This is a genomic window from Pseudomonas putida W15Oct28 (assembly GCF_000708715.2).
GTDB lineage: Bacteria > Pseudomonadota > Gammaproteobacteria > Pseudomonadales > Pseudomonadaceae > Aquipseudomonas > Aquipseudomonas putida_R.
Genome location: NZ_JENB01000014.1, coordinates 92,424 through 112,518, shown reverse-complemented (window position 1 = coordinate 112,518; position 20,095 = coordinate 92,424). Strand labels below are relative to the sequence as shown.

The 20,095-nt window shown below is 63.4% G+C and carries 16 protein-coding genes, 1 tRNA gene and 1 pseudogene; 11 read left to right on the top strand and 7 right to left on the bottom strand.

What is annotated here, in order from left to right; translation table 11 throughout:
- Positions 1-47 precede the first annotated feature (47 nt).
- The 7 genes from fdnG to AK81_RS12225 all read left to right on the top strand — a co-directional run bounded on the left by fdnG (position 48) and on the right by AK81_RS12225 (position 9,253).
- Positions 48-3,116, top strand: a complete 3,069-nt coding sequence (gene fdnG / locus AK81_RS12255) for a formate dehydrogenase-N subunit alpha (RefSeq protein WP_154100772.1) — start codon at positions 48-50, stop codon at positions 3,114-3,116.
- Positions 3,116-4,066, top strand: coding sequence for a formate dehydrogenase subunit beta (gene fdxH, locus AK81_RS12250; RefSeq protein ID WP_043199404.1), 951 nt, complete (start codon positions 3,116-3,118; stop codon positions 4,064-4,066). Before fdnG ends, fdxH begins: the two co-directional genes overlap by 1 nt.
- Positions 4,063-4,719 carry a formate dehydrogenase subunit gamma gene (locus AK81_RS12245; RefSeq protein WP_043199403.1) on the top strand — a complete coding sequence of 219 codons (657 nt, stop codon included), beginning with the start codon at positions 4,063-4,065 and terminating at the stop codon, positions 4,717-4,719. The genes fdxH and AK81_RS12245 overlap by 4 nt, the downstream gene beginning before the upstream one ends.
- A gap of 4 nt (positions 4,720-4,723) precedes the next feature.
- Complete coding sequence (fdhE, locus tag AK81_RS12240; RefSeq protein WP_043199399.1) at positions 4,724-5,644, top strand: formate dehydrogenase accessory protein FdhE; 921 nt, start codon at positions 4,724-4,726, stop codon at positions 5,642-5,644.
- Positions 5,645-5,804: 160 nt separating this feature from the next.
- Positions 5,805-7,232 (top strand): L-seryl-tRNA(Sec) selenium transferase, encoded by a 1,428-nt coding sequence (selA, locus tag AK81_RS12235; protein WP_043199397.1) that lies wholly within the window; start codon positions 5,805-5,807, stop codon positions 7,230-7,232.
- Positions 7,229-9,151 (top strand): selenocysteine-specific translation elongation factor, encoded by a 1,923-nt coding sequence (gene selB, locus AK81_RS12230; RefSeq protein ID WP_043199437.1) that lies wholly within the window; start codon positions 7,229-7,231, stop codon positions 9,149-9,151. Before selA ends, selB begins: the two co-directional genes overlap by 4 nt.
- Before the next feature lie 6 nt (positions 9,152-9,157).
- Positions 9,158-9,253: transfer RNA gene (locus AK81_RS12225), tRNA-Sec, on the top strand.
- Between the two features lie 105 nt (positions 9,254-9,358).
- On the opposite strand, the gene AK81_RS12220 is transcribed toward AK81_RS12225, so the two are convergent.
- Complete coding sequence (locus tag AK81_RS12220; protein WP_043199395.1) at positions 9,359-10,348, bottom strand: asparaginase; 990 nt, start codon at positions 10,346-10,348, stop codon at positions 9,359-9,361.
- A gap of 72 nt (positions 10,349-10,420) precedes the next feature.
- Positions 10,421-11,863: an alanine/glycine:cation symporter family protein gene (locus tag AK81_RS12215; RefSeq protein WP_043199393.1), complete on the bottom strand. Its 1,443-nt coding sequence runs from the start codon at positions 11,861-11,863 to the stop codon at positions 10,421-10,423.
- Between the two features lie 178 nt (positions 11,864-12,041).
- Between AK81_RS12215 and AK81_RS12210 the strand changes: the two genes are divergently transcribed.
- A complete protein-coding gene (locus AK81_RS12210) occupies positions 12,042-12,851 on the top strand; it encodes a helix-turn-helix domain-containing protein (RefSeq protein WP_043199392.1) in 810 nt (269 codons plus the stop codon).
- 11 nt (positions 12,852-12,862) lie between these two features.
- Here AK81_RS12210 and AK81_RS12205 read toward each other — a convergent pair whose 3' ends face one another.
- The 3 genes and pseudogenes from AK81_RS12205 to AK81_RS12195 all read right to left on the bottom strand — a co-directional run bounded on the left by AK81_RS12205 (position 12,863) and on the right by AK81_RS12195 (position 15,454).
- Positions 12,863-13,708 (bottom strand): alpha/beta hydrolase, encoded by an 846-nt coding sequence (locus tag AK81_RS12205; protein ID WP_043199389.1) that lies wholly within the window; start codon positions 13,706-13,708, stop codon positions 12,863-12,865.
- A gap of 8 nt (positions 13,709-13,716) precedes the next feature.
- On the bottom strand, positions 13,717-14,508 hold the full coding sequence (locus AK81_RS12200) for a TSUP family transporter (protein ID WP_043199387.1): 792 nt from the start codon (positions 14,506-14,508) through the stop codon (positions 13,717-13,719).
- 15 nt (positions 14,509-14,523) lie between these two features.
- Positions 14,524-15,454, bottom strand: a pseudogene (locus tag AK81_RS12195) (hypothetical protein).
- Positions 15,455-15,717: 263 nt separating this feature from the next.
- On the opposite strand from AK81_RS12195, the gene AK81_RS12190 reads away from it, so the two are divergent.
- Together AK81_RS12190 and AK81_RS12185 are read left to right on the top strand one after the other, a co-directional pair.
- Positions 15,718-16,602, top strand: coding sequence for a sugar nucleotide-binding protein (locus AK81_RS12190; protein WP_026034500.1), 885 nt, complete (start codon positions 15,718-15,720; stop codon positions 16,600-16,602).
- Positions 16,595-17,527 (top strand): NAD-dependent epimerase/dehydratase family protein, encoded by a 933-nt coding sequence (locus AK81_RS12185; protein ID WP_043199385.1) that lies wholly within the window; start codon positions 16,595-16,597, stop codon positions 17,525-17,527. The genes AK81_RS12190 and AK81_RS12185 overlap by 8 nt, the downstream gene beginning before the upstream one ends.
- A gap of 116 nt (positions 17,528-17,643) precedes the next feature.
- Here AK81_RS12185 and AK81_RS12180 read toward each other — a convergent pair whose 3' ends face one another.
- Positions 17,644-18,087: a winged helix-turn-helix transcriptional regulator gene (locus tag AK81_RS12180; protein WP_043199382.1), complete on the bottom strand. Its 444-nt coding sequence runs from the start codon at positions 18,085-18,087 to the stop codon at positions 17,644-17,646.
- Between the two features lie 100 nt (positions 18,088-18,187).
- On the opposite strand from AK81_RS12180, the gene AK81_RS12175 reads away from it, so the two are divergent.
- Complete coding sequence (locus AK81_RS12175) at positions 18,188-19,393, top strand: MFS transporter (protein ID WP_043199381.1); 1,206 nt, start codon at positions 18,188-18,190, stop codon at positions 19,391-19,393.
- Here AK81_RS12175 and AK81_RS12170 read toward each other — a convergent pair.
- Positions 19,381-20,064, bottom strand: coding sequence for an OmpW/AlkL family protein (locus tag AK81_RS12170; protein WP_043199380.1), 684 nt, complete (start codon positions 20,062-20,064; stop codon positions 19,381-19,383). The two genes, AK81_RS12175 and AK81_RS12170, sit on opposite strands and share 13 nt — an antisense overlap.
- Between the last annotated feature and the right edge of the window lie 31 nt (positions 20,065-20,095).

Genomic DNA, 20,095 nt, shown 5'->3' with positions numbered 1-20,095 from the left:
GGCGCCGGCCATGTTCCGTGCGTCCACCACCTGATCAGGAGTGCACGATGGACCTCAACCGTCGGCAATTCTTCAAGGTCGCCGCCGTCGGCCTTGGAGGCTCGAGCCTGGCGGCGTTGGGCATGGCCCCGACGCCGGCATTCGCCGAGCAGGTGCGTCACTTCAAGCTGGCGCATACCAAAGAAGCGCGTAACACCTGCCCGTACTGCTCGGTCGGCTGCGGCCTGATCCTGTACAGCCAGGGCGATGCGGGCAAAAACGTCAAACAGAACATCATCCACATCGAAGGTGACGCCGACCACCCGGTCAACCGCGGCACCCTCTGCCCCAAAGGTGCCGGCCTGCTGGACTTTATCCACAGCCCGAGCCGCCTGCAGTACCCCGAGGTACGCAAGCCGGGCAGCAAGGAGTGGGTGCGGGTCAGCTGGGACGAGGCGCTCGACCGCGTTGCCGGCCTGATGAAGCAGGACCGCGACGCCAACTTCATCGAGAAGAACGCCCAGGGGCAAACCGTCAACCGCTGGCTCACCACCGGTTTTCTTGCTGCCTCCGCCGCCTCCAGCGAGGCTGGCTACCTGACCCACAAGGTCGTCCGCGCAACAGGCATGCTGGGGTTCGATAACCAGGCACGTGTCTGACATGGCCCGACGGTGGCAAGTCTTGCCCCGACGTACGGCCGTGGCGCCATGACCAACCACTGGTCCGATATCGCCAACGCGAATCTGGTCCTGGTGATGGGTGGCAACGCAGCTGAAGCGCACCCGTGCGGCTTCAAGTGGGTGACCGAGGCCAAGGCGCACAACAAGGCGCGGCTGATCGTGGTCGACCCGCGGTTTACCCGTACCGCTTCGGTGGCGGATTACTACGCGCCGATCCGTACCGGTACCGACATCGCCTTCATGGGCGGGCTGATCAATTACCTGCTGAGCACCGACAAGATCCAGCACGAATACGTGCGCAACTACACCGACGTGTCGTTCATCGTCAAAGAGAGCTATGGCTTCGAGGACGGGCTGTTCAGCGGCTACGACGAGGCCAAGCGCGTGTATGCCGACAAATCCGGCTGGGGTTACGAGCTGGGTGAGGATGGTTTTGCCAAGGTCGACCCGACACTGCAGCACCCACGTTGCGTGTTCCAGCTGATGAAGCAGCATTACAGCCGCTATACCCCGGAACTGGCCAGCTTGATCTGTGGCATGCCGCAGGATGCCATGATGAAGGTCTGGGAAGAGGTCGCCACTTGCTCGGTACCGGGCAAGACCATGACGATTCTGTATGCACTGGGCTGGACCCAACACTCGATCGGCGCGCAGATCATCCGCAGCGCGGCCATGGTCCAGCTGCTGCTGGGCAACGTCGGCATGCCGGGTGGCGGGGTCAACGCCTTGCGCGGGCACTCAAACATCCAGGGCCTGACCGACCTCGGCCTGCTGTCCAACTCGCTGCCGGGTTACCTGACCCTGGCTGGCGATGCCGAGCAGGACTATGCCACCTACATCGACAAACGCGCTTCCAAGCCGCTGCGCCCAGGGCAGCTGTCGTACTGGCAGAACTACGGCAAGTTCCACGTCAGCCTGATGAAGGCCTGGTACGGCGCCAACGCCACGGCAGAAAACAACTGGGGTTATGACTGGCTGCCCAAGCTCGACGTACCGGCTTACGACGTGTTGCGCATGTTCGAGATGATGGGCCAGGGCAAGGTCAACGGCTACCTGTGCCAGGGCTTCAACCCGATTGCCGCGCTGCCGGACAAGAACCGCGTCACTGCGGCACTGGGCAAGCTCAAGTGGCTGGTGATCATGGACCCGCTGGCCACCGAGACTTCGGAGTTCTGGCGCAACGCCGGGCCGTTCAACGACGTCGACACGGCCAATATCCAGACCGAAGTGATCCGCCTGCCCACCACCTGCTTTGCCGAAGAAGACGGCTCGCTGGTCAACAGCAGCCGCTGGCTGCAGTGGCACTGGAAGGGCGCCGACGGCCCTGGCGAGACCCGGACCGACGTGCAGATCATGAGCGAGCTGTTCCTGCGCTTGCGCCAACGTTACCAGACCGAGGGCGGCGCCTACCCTGACGCGATGATGAACATCAGCTGGCCGTACAAGATTCCTGACGAGCCATCCCCGGAGGAGCTGGCCAAGGAAATGAACGGTTGGGCCGTCACCGACCTTACCGATGCTACCGGCGCCACGCTCAAGGCCGGCCAGCAGCTGTCTGGCTTCGGGCAGATGAAGGACGACGGCAGCACGGCATCCGGTTGCTGGATCTTTGCCGGCAGCTGGACCGAGCAGGGCAACCAGATGGCTCGCCGCGACAACAGCGACCCGTATGGCATGCACCAGGTGCAGAACTGGGCCTGGGCCTGGCCGGCCAACCGCCGCATCCTCTACAACCGTGCCTCCAGCGACCCGCAAGGCAAGCCGTGGGACCCGGAGAAAAAGCGCCTGGTGTGGTGGAACGGCAAGGCCTGGACCGGCACCGACGTGCCGGACTTCAAGGTCGACTCGCCGCCAGAAGCGGGGATGAACCCGTTCATCATGAACCCCGAAGGCGTGGCGCGCTTCTTCGCCATCGACAAGATGGCCGAAGGCCCGTTCCCCGAGCACTACGAGCCGTTCGAAACGCCGATCGGCATCAACCCGCTGCACCCGCAGAACAAGAAGGTGGTCAGCAACCCGGCCGGGCGCATCTTCGACTCGGTGTGGGACACCCTCGGCACGCACGACGAGTTCCCTTATGCGGCGACCACCTACCGGCTGACCGAGCACTTCCACTTCTGGAGCAAGCATTGCCGGCTCAACGCCATTGCCCAGCCCGAGCAGTTTGTCGAGATCGGCGAGGTGCTGGCCAATGAGAAAGGCATCAAGGCTGGCGACCGGGTGCGGGTGTCGAGCAAGCGCGGGCATATCGATGCGGTGGCGGTGGTGACCAAGCGGATTCGCCCGCTGCAGGTCAACAACCAGACCGTGCACCAGATCGGCATCCCGTTGCACTGGGGCTTCACCGGCGCAACCCGGCATGGCTACCTGACCAACACGCTGGTGCCATTCCTGGGTGACGGCAACACGCAGACGCCAGAGTCCAAGTCGTTCCTCGTCAAAGTGGAGAAACTCTGATGGCCAGCCAAGACATCATCGCCCGCTCGGCCACCACGACCGTACCGCCTTCGGTACGCCAGCAGCAGGAAGTCGCCAAGCTGATCGACACCACCAAGTGCATCGGCTGCAAGGCCTGCCAGGTGGCGTGCTCGGAGTGGAACGAACTGCGTGACGAGGTCGGCCACAACCACGGCACCTACGACAACCCCCAGGACCTCACGGCCGAGACCTGGACCCTGATGCGCTTCACCGAGCACGAGCGCGACGACGGCAACCTGGAGTGGCTGATCCGCAAGGATGGCTGCATGCACTGCGCCGACCCCGGTTGCCTGAAGGCCTGCCCGAGCCCGGGGGCGATCATCAAGCACGCCAACGGCATCGTCGACTTCAACCAGGACCACTGCATCGGTTGCGGCTACTGCATCACCGGCTGCCCGTTCAACATCCCGCGCATCTCGCAGAAGGACCACAAGGCGTACAAGTGCACGCTGTGTTCCGACCGCGTGACCGTGGGCCTGGAGCCGGCCTGCGTGAAAACCTGCCCCACCGGGGCAATCGTGTTCGGCAGCAAGGACGAGATGAAGGTGCATGCCGCCGAGCGCATCGTCGACCTGAAGTCGCGCGGCTACGACAAGGCCGGGTTGTACGACCCGGATGGCGTGGGTGGCACCCACGTGATGTACGTGCTGCACCATGCCGACACGCCGAGGCTGTACGCCGGCCTGCCGGACCAGCCGGTGATCAGCCCGCTGGTGGGGCTGTGGAAGGGCTTCACCAAACCGCTGGCGCTGCTGGCCATGGGCGCGGCGGTGCTGGCCGGCTTCTTCCACTACGTGCGGGTTGGCCCGCAGCGCGTAGAGGAGGACGAGCACCCGGCGCCGCCCGATGACAGCGTGCACCAGGTGGACCCGACGGTGCATGTCTACGATCCGAAGCAGCCCGGTGGGCAAGGGGAGCAGCGGCCATGAACGACAACAAACCCATCCTGCGCTACAACGCCAACGAGCGGACCAACCACTGGATCGTCGCCATCCTGTTCTTCATGGCCGGGCTTTCCGGGCTGGCGCTGTTTCACCCGGCGCTGTTCTGGATAAGCCACCTGTTTGGCGGCGGCCCGTGGACGCGCATCCTGCACCCGTTCATGGGCGTGGCGATGTTCGTGTTTTTCCTCGGCCTGGTGTTCCGCTTCTGGCGTGCCAACTTCATCACCGCCAACGACCGCCTGTGGTTGCGTCGCATTGATCGGGTGATGGTCAACCGCGAAGACGGCGTGCCGCCCGTCGGCAAGTACAACGCCGGGCAGAAGCTGCTGTTCTGGACGCTATTGCTGTGCATGCTGGTGTTGTTGCTCAGCGGCGTGGTGATCTGGCGGGCCTATTTCAGTCATTTCTTCGACATAGGCTCGATTCGCCTGGCATCGCTTGCCCACGCATTGGCGGGCTTCGTGCTGATCCTCAGCATCATCGTGCACATCTACGCCGGTATCTGGATCAAGGGCTCGATCGGCGCCATGCTGCATGGCTGGGTCAGCCGTGCCTGGGCGCGCAAGCACCATGCGTTGTGGTACCGCGAAGTGACCGGCGACAAGACGCCGGGCAATCACGGACGAAAAGAAGGATGAACGCTTGAGCACGATACTTGAACCCGGGCAGATCGAAGCGTCGGCGGTGATGCCGCCGTTTCTGCACCTGCCGCCCAAGGACCTGTTCGCCCTGCGTGCCGAGCGGTTGGAGCAGTTGGCCGAAGGCAACGCCCTTGGCGATTACTTGCGGTTTATCGCGTGGCTGTGCCGCTTCCAGCAGCAGCTTGTGGATAACCCGCCGGGTGGTTTGCCGGTGGCCGAAGAGCGTCAGCGCCTGTGTATAAGTCATGGTTTGCCGCCCCTTGCGGCCGATAGCCTGGTGCGCGAAGGGCCGTGGCTGGTCTGGATGCAGGCGTTGATCGATCATTTTGATGAAGAGGCAAGCGGCCCGCTTGCTGCGGCGTTGCATGCCCTGCGCGCAAGTGATGACAGCCAGCGAAAGGCGTGGGGTATCGCATTGCTTGCAGGGCAGTTCGACGCCGTGCCTGCGGCGTTGGTCCCGTTCCTCGGTGCCGCGCTGCAGGCTGCCTGGTTAAGCTGGCTGCTGGCGCTGCCGTCACCCGAACTCAAGCCTTCCGGCAGCCTGGCCCAGTGCCCGGCTTGCGGTTCGCCGGCGATGGCAGGGGTGGTGCGCAACCGTGGCAAGCACAACGGTTTGCGTTACCTGGCCTGTTCGTTGTGTGCCTGTGAATGGCATGTGGTGCGGGTAAAGTGCGTGTACTGCGAGTCGAGCAAGGACTTGCGCTACACCAGCCTTGAAGATGACCGTCATGCGCCGGGCAAGGCGCCGCTGCGTGCGGAGTGCTGCCCCGGGTGCAATACGTACCTGAAGCAGAATTATCTGGAAAACGACGCTACGGCCGAGCCGCTGGCCGACGACCTGGCCAGCCTGGCGCTGGATATGCGCCTGGACGAGGAGGGCTTCCATCGCCTGGCACCCAACCTGATGCTCGCGCCAGGGTAGTGGGTGAGTGTCTACACTGAAACACCGAGTCGCCCTTTTCGCGGGCACGCCCGCTCCCACAGGTGCAGCACCCCCTTCAAAGCCGGTGCAGTACCTGTGGGAGCGGGTATGCCCGCGAATAGGCCAGTACAGACAACGGACCAGTCCAAGGTAGTACCGCATGTCCAACAGCCTCGCCAGCGACACCCCACGCCTGCCTTCCATCGATACTCTCCTGCGCCACCCGGCCTGCCTCCCGCTGATCGACCGCCACGGCCGCGACACGGTCCTGGCCACCCTGCGCCAGCTGCTCGACGACCTGCGCACCCCCGCCCGCAACGGTGAACTCACCCCCGCCGAACTGGCCCCCGAAGTCCTCCTGGGCCGTACTGGCGAACGCCTGGCCGCTCAGCAGCGCAGCCAGGTACGCCGCGTGTTCAACCTCACCGGCACCGTGCTGCACACCAACCTCGGCCGCGCCCTGTTGCCCGAAGAAGCCATCGAGGCCATGCAGACCGCCGCCCGTTACCCGCTCAACCTGGAATTCGACCTGGCTACCGGTAAGCGCGGCGACCGTGACGATTTGATCGAAGGCCTGATCCGCGAGCTGACCGGCGCCGAAGCCGTCACCGTGGTCAACAACAATGCCGCCGCCGTGCTGCTGGCGCTCAACAGCCTGGGCGCGCGCAAGGAGGGCATCATCTCTCGCGGCGAGCTGATCGAGATCGGCGGCGCCTTCCGCATCCCCGACATCATGGCCCGTGCCGGTGTGAAGCTGCACGAGATCGGCACCACCAACCGCACCCACGCCCGCGACTACGAAGCTGCCATCGGCCCACGTACCGGCCTGTTGATGCGCGTGCATTGCAGCAATTACAGCATTCAGGGCTTCACCACCCAGGTGCCCACGGCCGAGCTGGCGCGCATCGCCCATCAACATGAGCTGCCACTGCTAGAAGACCTCGGCAGCGGCAGCCTGCTGGACCTTACCCGCTGGGGCTTGCCCGCCGAGCCGACGGTGCGCCAGGCGTTGGCCGACGGCGCCGATATCGTCACCTTCAGCGGCGACAAACTGCTGGGCGGGCCGCAAGCCGGGATCATCGTCGGCCGCAAGGACTTGATCGCCAGGATCAAGAAAAACCCGCTCAAGCGCGCGCTGCGGGTCGACAAGATCACCCTCGCTGCACTCGAAGCGGTGCTGGCGCTGTACCGCAACCCCGACCGCCTGGCCGAACGCCTGCCCAGCCTGCGCCTGCTGACCCGCAGGCAGGCCGAGATCCAGGCCCAGGCCGAGCGCCTTGCCCCTGGGCTAAAGGCCCACCTCGGTGAACAATGGTCGGTCAGCGTGGAGCCCGCGCTGGGCATGATCGGCAGTGGCAGCCAGCCGGTGGCGCGCCTGCCCAGTGCAGCCCTGTGCCTGCGCCCGCAGGTGTCGAAGAAGTTGCGCGGGCGCAGCCTGCATGTGCTGGAACGGGCACTGCGTGACCTGCCGGTGCCGGTGCTTGGCCGCATCGATGACGACGCCCTGTGGCTGGACCTGCGCCAGCTGGATGACGAAGCCCAGTGGCTGGCGCAGTTGCCCGCCCTGCAACTGGGGCCGGTGCAGTGATCGTCGGTACCGCCGGCCATATCGACCATGGCAAGACCGCACTGCTGCAGGCGCTGACCGGGCAGGCCGGCGACCAGCGCCAGGAGGAGCGTGCCCGCGGCATGACCATCGACTTGGGCTATCGCTACGCGGCGCTGGCCGAAGGTGCACCGCTGACTGGCTTCATCGACGTGCCGGGCCACGAGCGTTTTATCCACAACATGCTGGCCGGTGCCCACGGCATCGACCTGGTGTTGCTGGTGGTGGCCGCCGACGACGGGGTCATGCCGCAGACCCGCGAGCACCTGGCGATCATCGAGCTGCTGGGCATTCCTCAAGCGTTGGTGGCGATCAGCAAGTGTGACCGGGTCGAGCCGGCGCGCCTGGCCGAAGTGCGGGCGCAAGTCAGTGAACTGCTGGCGCCCGGGCCGTATGCCGGGGCGCAGCAGTTTCCGTTGTCGAGCATCAGCGGGGAAGGCATAGCCGCGCTGCGTCAGGCCTTGCTGGAGGCCGAAGCATCTGTGCGGCAACGCAGCGGTGGCGGCGGTTTTCGCCTGGCTGTCGACCGCGCTTTCGCGGTTACCGGTGCCGGCGTGGTGGTCACGGGCACGGCGCTGGCCGGGCGGGTCAGTGCCGGCGATACCTTGTTGCTGGGCAAGGCCGGCAAACCGGTGCGGGTGCGAGGCCTGCATGCGCAGAACCAGGCCGCGCTGGTGGCCGAGGCGGGCCAGCGGGTGGCACTGAATATCACGGCCGAACGCCTGACGTTGGAGCAGGTGCATCGGGGGGACTGGCTGGTACCCGAGTGGCTGCACGCGCCCAGCGTACGGGTAGATATCGAGTTGAACCTGCTGCCGGGCGAGCCCCGCACGTTTGAACATTTCAGCGCTGTGCACGTGCACCTCGGCACCCAGGATGTAACGGCCCGGGTGGCCTTGCTCGAAGGCGAGTCTTTGGCGGCGGGCCAGCGCATGTTCGCCCAGTTGCTGCTCAATGCGCCGTTGCAGGCCGTGCACGGCGATCGCCTGGTGCTGCGTGACCAGCGTGCCCAGTGCACCTTGGGGGGCGGCAAGGTACTTGACCCGTTCGCGCCAAGCCGCCAGCGCCGCAGCGATGAGCGCCTGCGCCAGTTGCAGGTGCTGCGGGATGCCGAGGACCTGGAGCAGGCCCTGCCGGCACTGCTCGCCAGCGCTCCCGGTGGCCTCGACCCCCAGCGGCTTGAGCGGCAGTTCAATCGACCGCGCGCGAGCTGGCAGTTGCCAGAAGGGGTATTGGTGGTGGCCACGCGGCAGGGCCAGTTGCTGTTCGCCAACGCCCAGTGGCAAGCGTTGAAGCAACTGGTGCTGGAGCACTTGGCGCGGTTTCATGAGCAAGAGCCTGACCAGTTGGGCCCGGACCGTGACCGCCTGCGCCGCTTTGCGGCCTTGGCGCTGGAGCGGCCGGCATTCGTCAGCCTGCTGGATGAACTGCTCGATGACGGCGCCATCGCCAGCAGCGGGCCTTGGCTGCATTTGCCCGATCACAAGGTGCAGTTGAGCGAAGCCGACAGTGCGTTGTGGGCGCGCTTGCAGCCGAAGTTGCTGGAGGGCCAATACGATCCGCCCTGGGTCAGGACGCTGGCAAGTGAGGAGAGCTGTGCCGAAGCCGAAGTGCGCCTGCTGCTGCGCAAGCTGGCCCGGCTTGGTGTGGTGCACCAGGTGGTGCGTGACCTGTTCTACCCAGCGGCGACGCTACAGCGCATGGCAGAGCTGTTGCTGGGGCAGGCCGGCGAAACGCCGATAGTGCAGGTGGCCGCGTTTCGCGATATGTTGGGCATCGGTCGCAAGCGCAGTGTGCAGATTCTGGAGTATTTCGACCGCATCGGCCTGACCCGGAGGGTGGCCGACCAGCGTCACATCCGCGCCGACAGCGCCCTGGCCCAGCAACAGGCCAGGCACTGAGTTCAAGGAAGGCAATCGCGCCCGGTGGCGCGGCCGGGCTTCAAACCCGGTTGGGGACGGCAGCCGTTCCCGGGCAGGTTCGACTCCCGCTGCCTTCCGCCATTCATGTGTACTGGGGCTGCCCCGCAGCCCATCGCGACACAGGGCTGCGCTGTACCTGTAGGAGCGGCCTTGTGTCGCGATGGGGCGCGAAGCGGCCCCCGTCAATCAGGCCCGCTCCCCACACAGATCCAGGGCAAACCACTGTTCTGCAGTATCCACATCCAGCCCAGCCCCCAGCAGCGCAACCATCTTGCCCAGCGCCGCCTCACGGGTCATGCCACCGCCACTGACCAGCCCGGCCCCACGCAGGCGGTTACCCGCCGCATAGGTATCGAACATCACCGAACCCTCAGGGCACTGGCTGATAGCTGCCAACATCACGCCACGCTGGCGTGCTGCGCTCAGCACATTCAGCAGCGCCTGGTCATCCGACGGCCCGGTACCGCTGCCGTAGCACTCCAGCAGCAAACCCTGCACACCACTGTCGATCAACGCCTGCAAGTGCCCGGCCTGCAGCCCCGGGAACACCGGCACTATCGCCAGGTTGACCGGCTGGCGCGGGTGCTTGTAGTCAAGCTCGGCGGGAATCGCCCCGGCCCGCTCGCCGTCGCGATGGCGCGGCAACGCAGCAAAGGCATCGAACGCTTCACTGCGCAGCTTCGACACCCGGCAGCCATGCAGCAGCTGGCCGTGGAAGTACAGCTGCACGCCATCCTCCAGCCCTTGTTCGAACTGGCGCAACGCGCCGCACAGGTTGGCCCAGGCATCGCTGTCTGCGGCACCTGCCGGCAGCATCGAGCCGGTCAGCAGCACCGGTACGGGCAGGCCCAGCAGCAAAAACGACAACGCCGCGGCGCTGTAAGCCATGCTGTCGGTGCCATGCAGCACCAGCACGCCATCATGGCCTGCCACATCCACTGCTTCGACGATGGCATCGCGCATCGCCAGCCAGTTGTGCTGCTGCATGTTGGCGCTGTCGAGCAGCGGGTTCAGTTCCTGCAGGGTCCATTGCAGCTGGGGGGCATCGGCCATGTGGGCGAAGTGTTCGCGCATCCGCGCTTCGAAGCCACCAGCCGGCGCCAGGCCTTCCGGGGTTTCGAGCATGCCGATGGTGCCACCGGTATAGAGAACGAGAAGATTCTTTACTGCACGCATGGAAAACATCCGTAGCGGTGAGCGGAGAAAGAAAAGCCGCCCGCGGAAGGGGCGGCTGGGCAGGGGAGGATATCAGCGCTGCGGCTGAGCTTGGCCGGCTGCTTTGTCAGCGGCTGTTTCCACCTGCGGATTGGCAGGCCAGGCATTGCGGTCCAGGTCCAGGTCGGCGAACTTGGTCGAGTCGAACACAGGCTGGCCGATACCGGCTTTGCGCTGGTCGTCGTAGTCGCGCATCACGCGCAGGCCTACCTTGAACAGCATGGCCAGGGCCACCAGGTTGACGAACGCCAGGCAGGTCATGGTGATGTCGGCGAAGGCGAACACGGTCGACAGGTCTTGCATCGAGCCCCACACCACCAGTGCCAGCACCAGGCCACGGAACACCATCAGCACCACGCGGTTGCGGGTGAGGAACTGCAGGCTGTTCTCGCCCAGGTAGTAGTTGTAGAGGATGCAGGTGAACACGAACAGCGACAGTGCCACGCTGACGAACACACGGCCCCAGTCACCGACCACGGCAGCCAGTGAGTTCTGGGTCAGGACAATGCCGTCACCTTCGAAGCCCGGGGTGTAGAAGCCCGACAGCAGGATCAGCAGCGCGGTGCAGGTGCAGATCACGAAGGTATCGAGGAACACACTGAAGGCCTGGACCACGCCCTGGGCGCCCGGGTGTTTCACGGCAGCCACGGCAGCGACGTTCGGCGCACTGCCCAGGCCCGCTTCGTTGGCGAACACACCACGCTTCACGCCCATGACGATGGCGCTGCCGAGCAGGCCGCCAAACGCCGGGTCGAGGCCGAAGGCGCTCTTGAAGATGGTTTCCAGCATGGCTGGCACGTGTTCGATCTGGGTGCCGATCACGTACAGGGTCACGCCGATGTAGGCCAGGGTCTTGACCGGTACCAGCAGGTCCGACACCGCAGCGATGCGCTTGATGCCGCCGATGAAGGTGATGGCCAGCAGCACGGCCAGAACGATACCGGTCTGGCTTGGCGCGAAGTTGAAGGCGTTCTGCAGCGAATGGGTCACGGTGTAAGACTGCAGGCCAATGAAGGCGAAGCCGTAGGTGACCAGCAGCAGGACCGAGAACACGATGGCCATGCCTTTACGCTTCAGGCCGTGCTGGATGTAGTAGGCCGGGCCGCCACGGTACAGGCCGTCGCCGTCGGCGCGCTTGTAGACCTGGGCCAGGGTGCATTCGAAGAAGCTGCTGGACATGCCCACCAGTGCGGTGACCCACATCCAGAACACGGCGCCCGGGCCACCCAGGGTCACGGCGATACCGACACCGGCAATGTTACCGGCGCCAACGCGGCCGGCCAGGCTCAGCATCAGGGCCTGGAAGGAGCTCAGCTGGCCTGCCTGGCCACGCAGCGATTCCTTGAACACGGTGAACATGTGGCCGAAATGGCGGAACTGAACGAAACGCGAACGGATCGTGAAGTAGCTACCCAGCCCTACGATCAGCACGATGAGGAGTTTCCCCGAAAGGAAATCGTTGAGTACTTCGAGCATTGGAAAATGACCTCGATTCTTATTCTTCGTGTGGAATGACCAGCGGACGGCAGGCGCACCGCTATTCGTTGGGGCGAATGGTTGGCCATGACAAGAGTCGTTACAATTTCGCGGGTTGCTCTGACTTGATGCGACTTGATGCTACAATGGCGTCATTCGCGTCACCTGGATTCCGCACATGAGCGATCATTTCGCCACCAACCTCAAACTGGCCTGCAGCCACTACCGCTCTATCTCGGAAGTTTGCCGGCAGCTCTCGATCAACCGCGCGCAGTTCAACAAGTACCTGAGCGGGCAGAGCCGTCCGACGGCGTTCAACCTCAAGCGCATTGGCGATTTCTTCGGGGTCGAGGATTACGAGCTGAACCTGCCGGCCGAGCAGTTCGCCCGGCTGATCGGCGCACGGGTGTCCACCCTGGCCGAGCAGCCCAGCGACCCGATCAGCGAACTGTTCCGCCCGCTGCACGACCATGCTGGTAACCTGTCGCGCTATTGCGGTTACTACTTCGAGTATTCCAACTGCATGTCGGTGCCGGGCACGATCCTGGTGTCGCTGGTGCACCTGTGGGAAGAGCGCGGCCGCTTCCTGTTCGAGCGCCAGGAGCGCCAGGAACGTTCCAGTGCCAACGACCAGCATGCCGAGGTACGTTGCCGCTACCTGGGCGCGGCGTTCCAGCTGCAGGACCGGGTGTTCCTCATCGACTACGAGTCGCTTACCTTCAATGAAATGAGCCAGACCATCCTCATCCCCAGCTTCAAAAGCCGCATCACCCGCCTGAACGGGCTCAAGGCCGGGGTTTCCAGCGGCGACCGACGCAACCCGGCCTGCACCCGGGTGGTGTGGGAATACTTGGGTGAGGAGATCAATCGCATCAATGCTTATCGGCAGGTGAAACTGTACCGGCCGGATGATCCGCGAATAGATGATGATGTGCGCGAGCGTTTGAGCGTGGGGCCGTTACGTAACAGTCTGTTCGAGATCGAGTAATGCTCAAACTGTCAGGCGTCTTCGAGGATGAAAGCCTCCACGGCGCTGGCAACCTGATCCGCAATCGCTGGCGTACTGCGTAAGTGGGCGGCGATGCCATGGTCGCAGTCGGTCAGAAACAGGCATTGCAAACGCGCTGCCGGAACTGATTGCATCAGGGCCTGGGTAACTTCTTCAGGAATCGGGCTGTAGCGCTCGGCGCCGGCCAGCCACAGGCTACCTGCACTGGTGCCCGGACCTTTGCCGAATCGTTGTGAGCTGAGCCCGTCATACTCGCCAATCACCATCAGCACTTTGCCTTGGAATTGCTTGAGGAAGGCGTAGCTGTCGCTGTCCAGAAAGCCGTAGGGTTTGCTGATGGCTGCGGTGAACGCCGGGCCAAACGGCGCCCGGTGGGCATCATCTGGATAAACTGCCGGGCAGATCAACACGATGTTGTCCACTTGCGGCAACCGTGCTGCAAGTTTCAGCGTGATTGCCGCGCCCAGGCTGTGGCCGATCAGTGTTCGGCATCGAGGTGCGATATGCGTATGAAAGCGCTGTGCCTCTTCGAGGTTGGTCGCCAGTGACGGTGCCACTGCACCTGGCTCGCTGGCAAGGCTGTGACCGGAAAGATTGCCAGTGAGCGACCCGATGCCAGCGGCTTGCAAGCGATAGAGCAGTGGGTTGAGCCGGGTAAAGTCCGAGCGCGCGCCACCCAGGACGAATGCCGGCGCTGCGCGCTCGGTATCAGGTACCAGCAACCGGGCCTGTTGCTGGTAGCTCCCAAACGCTTCGTTGATAAACAGTTCTATGCCCGGGGCGGGTTCGTCAAATTGCCATTTCAGACGCTGAGAAGATCCCTTTTGCAAGTGCATGCCGCCCTCTAGAAAAACTGATCGAGCCATTCGCCGAATGGATTGCCCGTGTCGAGCAGTAGTTTGAATGCCATGATGATGCAGACGCTGACCAGCAGCGGCTTTATGAGGCGAGAGCCGAAACGAACTGCGCAGCGCGCACCTAATTGTGCGCCCAGAAAGGCGGCAATCGCCATTGCCAGCGCCAGCGGCCAGATGATCGCTCCGCTGACTAAAAAGACTGACAACGCGCCCAGGTTGCAGGCTGCGTTCAAAAGCTTGCTGGTGCAGACGGCTTGTATCAGCTGTTGGCCTAGTAGAACTACGCAGGCCAGCATGAAGAATGAGCCGACGCCAGGGCCGAAGATACCATCATAAAACCCAATGATTGGCGCAACCGTTACGCAGAACAGGCTAGACGATAACTTCGCCTTGCGGGCTTGCTCATTCGGCTTTGGACTAAAGGCAAAGTAAATGGCTATCAGGATCAGCAAAGGTGGGACACATGCCTGCAAAAGGCTTTTGGGCACGTAGGTTATAGACAAGGCCCCTAGAGCCCCTCCGATAAACGACATGACCGCCATCGGGCTGCCTCGCCTCCAGTCGATCATGCCTTTTCGGGCGAAAGCGCATGTAGCTGAAACGGTAGCCGAAGCAGCTTGGAATTTATTGGTGGCAATAGCTGCCAAGGGCTCTATACCGGCGATAAAAAGCACTGGGAGCGTGATCAAGCCTCCGCCTCCGGCGATCGCATCGAAAAAGCCGGCCATGAGTGCGACCAGCGCGAGTATCAGAACAAGCGTCAAATCGAATTCGATCATCGTTTTTCTCAGTGATTAACCACGAACCAGAAGCGGGTCTTCAACGAGAACCAGCGGTTCCGCGAAGGGGGAGTATCCGAATTGACGGATGAGCAGGCGCCGGTTGTCCTGAACCCTGTCGCGACCGTGCAAGGCTCGGCTGTTGTTGATCAACAATGCGCTATCGGGCTGGAGGACGAACGAAACCACCATTGGGCTCGAACTGAAGTATTGAAACTTCTTTACCCGCATTGCCCTTGCCTTTAGCGAAACAGTCACTGCGCGTGAAGTCGAAAGACCTTGAAGTCAGCGCAAGTGTATCCAGGCTGCTCAAGCATTCGATGATTTCCCGGAGCGGGAAAACATGCGTAGGCTCATTGGCGGGATTCCAGCGCGCACTGAGGATTAGCGCGGAGGGGGCCGGGGAGTGACCGTTGCTGGAGATTGTTGAGCAGTTGTACGGGGCTTCAGTGTGCGGTCCCAAGTACAAGCCGGCATGTGAGCTGGTTTCCACTGCCAGGCAGGGTGCTTCGTTGGGGCGTGGGATACGGCCACCTCCCTTGAAGTTACCAACCAGGCGGACCTGTTTGCCTTCATTGTCGATATCAAAAGCGAAACTGCGATGACGCGCGAGTTCCAGCAGCAGTTGATTTCGTGAAGCGAGGTATAGGCAGCGGGGGCTTTGCGCCAGGTCGTAGATATCGGGTAGGTGTTCAGGTATCGGCTCGTCGGCACAAGGCATTTGCCTGAACATCAAGGTTGACACGTTGCCTTCGTTGAAGCGCTGCAGCAGCGAACGTTGTTTTTCACCCAAGCCTTTTTCGAGCTGATCGGCGAAGGCGCGAGCTTGAAATGCTGCCCCTTTGGCTTCCGGTCCGCCCAAGTCCGCAATGGTTTGACTTGCAAGGGCTATGGACCGACTTTGTTCCGGGCAAAAATCCAGGTAAGCGGCTTCGGGATGAGACATTGAACGTTCCTTGTACTTATTGTGAGGAAGCTCCCCGGCTGGCAAGCAAGAGAGTCAACTATTCAATGCAGTTACGTCTCTGCGGGGAAGTCAGCTCTTTCCTGGTGCGTCGTAGGATATTTCTCTGCGGGGCTATGTCGTGCAGTGAACCTTCAGATCCACGCCCCCCTGAGGCCTTGACGAGGCTCGATGTTGGACTTCCCGGGCAGGAAACCGCAAAATGGCCCCTTTCCTTCATCAACCTCTCCGGATCTGCTGACTCTATGCGTATGCGCCTAATGCTGTTGGGTGGTGGCAATGCCCTCGGGCAAGCGCTGATTCGTCTTGGGGCCGAGGAGGACATTGCTTTCCTGGCACCGCGCCCGCCCGAGAACGGCTGGACGCCGGCCAACCTCACTCAGTTGCTCGACGATCACCGCCCCGACGCTTTGGTCAACCTGGCCTATTACTTCGACTGGTTCCAGGCCGAGTCGGTCAGCGAGCAACGCCTGGCTCAACAGGAGCGGGCAGTGGAGCGGTTGGCAGAACTGTGCCAGCACCACCAGATCACCCTGGTGCAGCCATCCAGCTACCGGGTATTCGATGGTTCGCGGGCCACCGCCTACAGCGAAAAGGACGAGCCTGTGCCGCTGGGCCTGCGTGGCCAGGCCTTGTGGCGCATCGAACAGAGTGTGCGCGCAACCTGCCCGCAGCATGTGCTGCTGCGCTTCGGCTGGTTGCTCGACGAGAGCATCGATGGGTCGCTGGGCCGCTTCCTGACCCGTGCCGAGCAACCGCAAGAGCTGCTGCTGGCCGATGACCGGCGTGGCAACCCGACACCGGTCGACGATGCCGCCCGGGTGATCCTGTCGGTGCTCAAGCAACTCGATTGCAGTGCGCCGCTGTGGGGCACATACCATTACGCCGGCAACGAGGCGACCACGCCGCTGGCGCTGGGCCAGGCGATCCTTACCGAAGCAGGCCAGTACCGCCAGCTGGCCGTGCAAGCGCCGACGCCGCAGGCCCATGCCGCACGGCCGGATGCCAGCGAAGAGCCGCAGCATGCGGTACTGGCCTGCAAGAAAATCCTTCATACCTTCGGCATCAAGCCGCGCGCCTGGCGCGCCGGCCTGCCGCCTCTACTGGACCGGTTCTACCGCCATGGCTGACGCCCCCATCCTGATCACCGGCGGTGCCGGCTTCATTGGCTCCCACCTGTGCGATGCGTTGTTGGACAAAGGCTACGCCGTACGCATTCTCGACGACTTCTCCACCGGCCGGCGCAGCAACCTGCAGGTTGACCACCCACGGCTGGAACTGATCGAAGGCGATGTCGCCGACGCCGGGCTGGTTACCCAGGCTGCGGCAGGCTGCAGTGCCGTGGTGCACCTGGCGGCGGTGGCCTCGGTGCAGGCCTCGGTCGAAGACCCGGTGCGTACCCATCAAAGCAACTTCATTGGCACCCTCAACGTGTGCGAAGCCATGCGTGTGCATGGCCTGCGCCGGGTGCTGTTCGCCTCCAGTGCGGCCGTGTACGGCAATAATGGCGAGGGTGAGTCGATTGCCGAAGACACGCCCAAGGCGCCGCTGACGCCCTATGCCGTGGACAAGCTGGCCAGTGAGCAGTACCTGGACTTCTACCGTCGTCAGCATGGCCTGGAGCCGGTGGTGTTCCGCTTCTTCAATATCTTCGGGCCACGCCAGGACCCGTCCTCGCCGTATTCCGGGGTCATCAGCATCTTCTGCGAGCGGGCAGTGCAGGGCTTGCCGATCACCATTTTCGGCGATGGCGAGCAGACCCGCGACTTCCTTTACGTGGGCGACCTGGTGCAGGTGATGGTGCAGGCGCTGGAGCAGCCGCAGGTCGAGGAGGGGGCGGTGAATATCGGCTTGAACCAGGCCACTTCGTTGAACCAGTTGCTGGTGGCGCTGGAGAAGGTGGTGGGCAGCTTGCCGGCGATCAGCCATGTGGCGGCACGTTCGGGTGATATTCGCCATTCGCGGGCGGACAACCAGCGGTTGCTGGCGCGGTTCGAGTTTCCGCAGGCGACGCCGATGGTCGAGGGCCTGGCCAAGCTTCTCGGTAAAGGCTGAACCCCTGGGGGCGCGTTGCGCCCCTTTCGCGACGCAAGGCCGCTCCCACATAGGCCTTGCGCGGTCCTTGTAGGAGCGGCCTTGTGTCGCGATGGGCTGCGCAGCAGCCCTAAAAATCACCCATGCCGCACAACTCTGCGCAGGCAATCTTCGGCCCCGAGTACCCGCCCATCCACAGCCCGCACCTGCAATGTCTCAAGCGCCTGCCCCGTAGCACCCTCCACCAACTCCGAATGCGCCTCACCCGCTTCAAACAGATACCGCTCCCCCCACTGCCTCAAGCCAACCACCACCGGAAACACCGACCGCCCTTTCTCGGTCAGCACATATTCCTTGTAGGCACTGCCATCCGAAGCCGGCTGTGTCATCAGCAACCCGCTTTCCACCAACAGCTTGAGCCGTGAGGCGAGGATGTTCTTCGCCAGCCCCAGGTTCTTCTGAAATTCACTGAAGCGCCGCAGGCCGTCAAAGGCATCGCGCAGGATCATCAGCGCCCAGCGATCACCCAATACCTCCAAGGCTCGGGCCACGGGGCATTGCGCATTGTTTTCATCGAGCATGGTGTAGGCCTGTCCTGAATGTCTGGTTGCAGATTAAAACCACATTTGCCAAATAGCCAGAAGTGGTTTCAAATCGAAACCAACTTCACGAGGCCTAGAGATGACATCTGCGCTGACCCGCGGCATAACCCTGCTGCTTGCCATCACCAGCGCCATGGCGGTGGCGACGGTGTACTTCGCTCAACCTTTGCTTGAATCGATGGCCGCCGACCTGGGTGTGGCGCAGCAGCAGATTGGCTGGGTAGTCGGCGCGACCCAGGCAGGTTATGCCCTGGGGCTGCTGCTGATCGTGCCACTGGGGGACCTGATCGATCGCAAACGCCTGTTGCTGGTCCAGTTGCTGTTCTCGGCCCTGGCGCTGGTCGGTGTCGGCATGGCGCCCAACTGGGCGATGTTGCTGTTGGCCTTGGCCACCACCGGGTTGATGGCCGTCATGGTGCAGATAATGGTGGCGCATGCGGCCAGCCTGGCCTCGCCCGGTCAGCAAGGGCAGGCCGTGGGCACCGTCACCAGTGGCGTGGTGCTGGGGATTCTATTGGCGCGCCTGGTGGCCGGCGGGCTTGCTGACCTGGCCGGTTGGCGCAGTGTGTATCTGGTTGCCGCAGGGCTGCTTATGTTGCTAGCCCTTGTGCTGTGGCGCAGCCTGCCCGGCGGGCAGCCGCTAGCACACCGGCCTGGCTACCGGGCGCTGATCGTGTCCCAGTTCCGTTTGTTCCGGGAAGACAGGCTGTTGCGCCAGCGCGGCGTGTTTGGCGTCTTGATCTTCGCCGCATTCAGTGTGCTGTGGAGCACCATGGTCATGCCCCTCAGCGCTGCGCCATTGGCGTTGAGCCATACCGAGATTGGCCTGTTCGGCCTGGCAGGGGTTGCGGGGACTTTGGCAGCAGCGCGCGCCGGTCGCTTGGCCGACCTGGGGCTGGGAGAGCGCACCACCGGGCTGGCGCTGGCGCTGCTGACGCTGTCGTGGTTGCCCACGGCCTTTGTCGGGCAGTCGCTGATAGCCTTTGTGCTAGGTGTGCTGATGCTGGACTTTGCCGTGCAGGCGGTGCATGTCACCAACCAGACGCTGTTGCTGGCAGGGCGTGGCGCCATGGCCAGCCGCTTGATCGGTGCCTACATGTGCTGCTATTCGCTTGGCAGCGGGCTGGGGGCGGTGCTTGCGAGTTGGGTGCATGCCCATTGGGGCTGGGCTGCGGTGTGTGGGCTTGGCATGCTCATCAGCGCGGCAGCGCTGGGCTACTGGCTATGGCTGCAACGCGCGAGGGCGGCCGAAGCCGCCCTGCAGTGTTCAGGTCAGAACTTGTAGCCAAGGCCGACCATGTATACCCACGGGTCGACTTCGACGTCGACCTTGGTCTTGCTGTAGCCCAGCGCGGTCGGGCCGTTGACGCTGGCTTTGGTGTCGATGTCGACGTACCACACCGAGGCGTTGACCAGCAGGTTGTCGGTCAGCATGTAGTCCATGCCCAGTTGGCCGGCAATACCTACCGAATCCTGCAGCTTGAGGTTGCTGAAGCCTTGTTGCTTGCGTGCGCTGCTCAGGTCTTCGTCAAAGAACAGGGTGTAGTTGATACCCACGCCGGCATACGGCTGGAAGCGTGAATTCGGCTCCATCGGGTAGTACTGCAGCGACAGGGTCGGTGGCAGTTGCTTGATGTCTGCCAGTTTGCCGTCCAGCCCGCCGCCCAGGCCTTTTACGCCGACGGTGTGCTTGAACGGGGTGGCTGCCAGCAGCTCCAGGCCGATGTGGTCGGTGAGCATGTAGGCAAAGGTCAGGCCCAGCTGGGTGTCGCTGTCCAGGGTCGCCTTGGTGCCCGCCACCTTGTTGCCGTCGAACTTCAGGTCGCCGCTGCTTTCGTTCGGGGCGGTGGTGATGGCGCCTGCGCGCAGGATCATGTCCCCCGCCTGATAGGCGTGGGCGGCAGGGGCGGCGAGCGCAAGGGCCACAAGCGAGGCGCCGAGCAAGGACTTGTTCATGGAAGCTCCCAAAGGACGTTATTAATTGAGT

What these genes read in the sequence shown, in the direction of transcription:
- AK81_RS12215 (WP_043199393.1), bottom strand. Translation starts at nt 11,863, where the DNA reads ATGCTCGAAGTACTCAACGATTTCCTTTCGGGGAAACTCCTCATCGTG.
- AK81_RS12200 (WP_043199387.1), bottom strand. Translation starts at nt 14,508, where the DNA reads ATGATCGAATTCGATTTGACGCTTGTTCTGATACTCGCGCTGGTCGCA.
- AK81_RS12205 (WP_043199389.1), bottom strand. Translation starts at nt 13,708, where the DNA reads ATGCACTTGCAAAAGGGATCTTCTCAGCGTCTGAAATGGCAATTTGAC.
- AK81_RS12170 (WP_043199380.1), bottom strand. Translation starts at nt 20,064, where the DNA reads ATGAACAAGTCCTTGCTCGGCGCCTCGCTTGTGGCCCTTGCGCTCGCC.
- AK81_RS12245 (WP_043199403.1), top strand. Translation starts at nt 4,063, where the DNA reads ATGAACGACAACAAACCCATCCTGCGCTACAACGCCAACGAGCGGACC.
- AK81_RS12185 (WP_043199385.1), top strand. Translation starts at nt 16,595, where the DNA reads ATGGCTGACGCCCCCATCCTGATCACCGGCGGTGCCGGCTTCATTGGC.
- AK81_RS12190 (WP_026034500.1), top strand. Translation starts at nt 15,718, where the DNA reads ATGCGTATGCGCCTAATGCTGTTGGGTGGTGGCAATGCCCTCGGGCAA.
- AK81_RS12210 (WP_043199392.1), top strand. Translation starts at nt 12,042, where the DNA reads ATGAGCGATCATTTCGCCACCAACCTCAAACTGGCCTGCAGCCACTAC.
- AK81_RS12220 (WP_043199395.1), bottom strand. Translation starts at nt 10,348, where the DNA reads ATGCGTGCAGTAAAGAATCTTCTCGTTCTCTATACCGGTGGCACCATC.
- fdxH (WP_043199404.1), top strand. Translation starts at nt 3,116, where the DNA reads ATGGCCAGCCAAGACATCATCGCCCGCTCGGCCACCACGACCGTACCG.
- AK81_RS12175 (WP_043199381.1), top strand. Translation starts at nt 18,188, where the DNA reads ATGACATCTGCGCTGACCCGCGGCATAACCCTGCTGCTTGCCATCACC.
- AK81_RS12180 (WP_043199382.1), bottom strand. Translation starts at nt 18,087, where the DNA reads ATGCTCGATGAAAACAATGCGCAATGCCCCGTGGCCCGAGCCTTGGAG.
- selA (WP_043199397.1), top strand. Translation starts at nt 5,805, where the DNA reads ATGTCCAACAGCCTCGCCAGCGACACCCCACGCCTGCCTTCCATCGAT.